Below are 1,647 nucleotides of genomic sequence, written 5' to 3'. Positions count from 1 at the left end.
GCCTTAGCCTTCGGCAAAAGAGATCTTTAACTTACCTAAGAATATCACCCGCTATTTACCTAAAAAAGTTATAACCTTTAATATAAGATAAAATTTTCTATTTAAGGGGTTAGGATAGCTTCTCTTCCAAGGAATGCGGGCAGATTTTTGAAACGACCGATACCCTGCCCCCTTTATTTAGATATTGGTATCCCATGTTAAAAAAATAAATTTTTATGTAATTTGAATTGCAAAAGGGTGGGATTAGCGACTGTTTCACAAAATGCGGGGAGCATTTTGTAGAAAATCCAGTCGTTTTAAGCCTCCGCGGTTTGAGCGGAGATTTTTTCGTTCTTTTTTATCTTTAAAAAAGGACTGGGGTGTAAGGGACAGAGTCCCTTATAGAATTCCTAAATAATTAAGCACATCTTCCCCGTCTATTTCAGCTTTTACATCTTTATTAGCTTTTTCTATAATCCCGTTTTCGTCTATAACGTAAGTCGTTCTGATAACTCCCAGAGTAGGACTATTTTCATCCAAAACATCATAAACTTTCAATACTTTTTCCTCCGGATCTGAAAGTAAGATAAAAGGTAAATCGTACTTATTTACAAAGTCAGCATGAGAAGTTTCATCATCCCTACTAATCCCGATCACCACGATATCATTGCTAACGAATGTATTGAAATTATCTCTGAAATTGCACGCCTGCTTTGTACATCCCGGAGTATCGTCTTTTGGATAAAAATAGACAACTACCTTTTTTCCTTTAAAATCCGATAAGCTCACTTCTTTCCCGTCTTTATCCTTAAGCGTAAAGTCAGGTGCTTTTGTTTTTACTTCTAACATATTTTCCTCCTATATTTTAAGGAATACATATTTGTCCTTATCAGACCTTTCTAAAGAATACTTATACCCTCCGTAAGTAAAATCTTTAAGTTCTTCACTTGATTTTATTTTGTTCTTAACTATATACCTGCTCATTTCCCCTCTTAAAGTCTTAGCTTCCGTAGGCAAGGTTCTTATTTTACCTTTATGACTGCATTTAAAATCCATAGTAATAAATCTGTCTTTATTCTTAAGATAGGGACTTACCACTTTTGAATACTCTCCCGAGGCAAGGTTTATCACTTCTTCTTTATCTTTAAAAAGTTCTTTATATATATTGTCAGACCAGTATTTATATAAGTTTTTCCCGTTTATATCAAGCTTACACTGCATTTCAAGTCTGTAAGGACATATTCCGTCATATGGTTTTAGTATTCCATAAAGACCGCTTACTATTCTTAAAGTTTCATTTGCAAACTCGGCTTCATCATCTGTAAAATCACCTGCATTGATATGAGTATACTGCAGTCCGTTGTATGACAGAATAGCGGGTATCTCATGCTTGAAATCAAAGAAATCGTTATAGTAAATAAAAGCTTCCATAGCTATTTTCGGATTTACTTTCATTATATGCTCTATTTCCATAGGGTCGAGCTTCCTTAACTTCTTTGCAAGAAACTCCGCTTTTTTATAGAACACAGGTTCACTGATTTTTTTATTTTCGTCATATACGATTTTCATCTTTTTTGCAGGTGAAATTATAACTTTCATAAATACCTCTCTTTTTTCTTTTTTAAAGAAACAAACTTTCTAGGGGCGCTGCCCCTAAAACCCCGGCAC

At 34.4% G+C, this 1,647-nt stretch carries 2 protein-coding genes; both read right to left on the bottom strand.

What is annotated here, in order from left to right; all coding sequences use genetic code 11:
* Nucleotides 1-378: 378 nt before the first annotated feature.
* Complete coding sequence (locus NSA01_RS09955; RefSeq protein ID WP_257481307.1) at nt 379-828, bottom strand: peroxiredoxin; 450 nt, start codon at nt 826-828, stop codon at nt 379-381.
* A gap of 9 nt (nt 829-837) precedes the next feature.
* Nucleotides 838-1,578: a peroxide stress protein YaaA gene (gene yaaA / locus NSA01_RS09950; RefSeq protein WP_257481306.1), complete on the bottom strand. Its 741-nt coding sequence runs from the start codon at nt 1,576-1,578 to the stop codon at nt 838-840.
* Between the last annotated feature and the right edge of the window lie 69 nt (nt 1,579-1,647).

This window comes from Anaerofustis stercorihominis (genome assembly GCF_024623185.1).
In the GTDB taxonomy this organism is placed as follows: domain Bacteria; phylum Bacillota; class Clostridia; order Eubacteriales; family Anaerofustaceae; genus Anaerofustis.
This window is presented reverse-complemented; position numbering and strand designations above follow the sequence as displayed.